At 70.0% G+C, this 1515-nt stretch carries 1 protein-coding gene; it reads left to right on the forward strand.

The features are described 5' to 3' along the window. Nucleotides 1-185: 185 nt before the first annotated feature. The coding region (locus ACWEBX_RS40485) for an ISNCY family transposase (RefSeq protein WP_451889689.1) at nucleotides 186-1515 on the forward strand (1330 nt) is incomplete at its 3' end.

Here is a 1515-nt window from a genome sequence, read left to right on the forward strand (position 1 = left end):
CCCGAAGCCGATCCGGCGGAACTACGTTCCCGCCCCGAACTTCGCCCAGAAATTCCTGGAGCGGGCCCTACCGCTCCAGGAGCCGCTGACCCTGATGCCCTGGGGTGAGCTGGGCGGAGTGCTGGTGCCTTCTGTCCGTGGCCGCCACAGTGGTGGTGGGTCGACGCGGGCCGGGGGTGGTGGCGATGTTGCGGTTGTCCGTGCCGCAGGACAGCTGGTGGGAGGCACTGCCGGAGCAAGCGCGGCAGCTGCCTGCCGAGCTGGCCCGGATCGACGCGTACTTGGACGACGAGCGGTTCATTGCCCCGTGGCGGACAGTGTTCGCCGAGCGGCTGGGGCGGCCGTCGGTCCCGGTCGAGACGCTGCTGCGGCTGCTCTACCTCAAGCACCGGTACCAGCTCGGATACGAGACGCTCTGCCGTGAAGTGGCGGACTCGCTGAGCTGGAGGCGGTTCTGCCGGATCCCGCTGACTTCCCCGGTGCCCCACCCGACCGCACTGGTCAAGCTCGTACGCCGCAGCGGCACCCAGACCATCGAACAGCTCAACGCCGCGTTGCTGGGCAAGCTGGTGGAGGACAAGCTGCTGCGGTGCCGCAAGCTGGGTATCGACACCACTGTGGTCGAAGCCGACATCGACCATCCCACGGACGCCGACCTGTTGGAGCACGGGGTGCGCAAGCTGGGCCGGCTGGTGCGTCGGATCAAGGCCACCGGCATCGCCCGTCGCACCCGTTTCCGGGACCGCAGCCGATCAGCAGGCCGCCGCTTCAAGCAGATCTCTCGCACCCTGCGTCGGCGCACCGGCCAGGCGCTGGGCGAAATCGATAAGCTCACCGGCGAAGTCGCCGCCATCGCCTCAGCGACGCTGCAGGATGTGGCCGCGGTGGAGCGCAACGCGCGACGCGCACTGCACGCGCGGCCCTCGGGACGACTAGCACACCTGGTCAGTGAGCTGGCCGGGACGGTGGCGGGCACGCAGCGCCTTCTGGAACAGACCGCGTTACGGCTGGCAGGCATTCGCAAGATCCCCGACCGGCTGGTGTCGCTGGCCGACCCTGACGCCCGGCCGATCCGCAAGGGCAAGCCGCAACACCCCACCCAGTTCGGCTACACCGCGCTGGTCGCCGAGGACGAAGGCGGCTTCGTCGTCGACCACCAGGTCCACCGCGGGAACCCGGCCGATGCCCCGCAGTTGGTGCCCGCGGTCGAGCGGGTGACCACGCTCACCGGCCGGGTGCCGGCAACCGTGGTCGCCGACCGCGGCTTCGGCACCGCCGCCAACGACCGGGCCCTGGCCGAACTCGGGGTCCGAAGGATCGGCCTCCAGCGCACCGGAACCCTGGGCAAGGCCCGCCAGCAGTACGAATGCAGCCGCCCGTTCCGGCGGATGCGCAACTGGAGAGTCGGCATCGAAGCCCGGATCAGCCACCTCAAGCGCAGCTTCGGATTCCGCCGCACTCGCCTCCGCCGTCTGGCGGGTGCACAGACCTGTGCAGGGCTCGGGATCTTCGCCT

This window comes from Streptomyces sp. NPDC005070 (assembly GCF_053600395.1).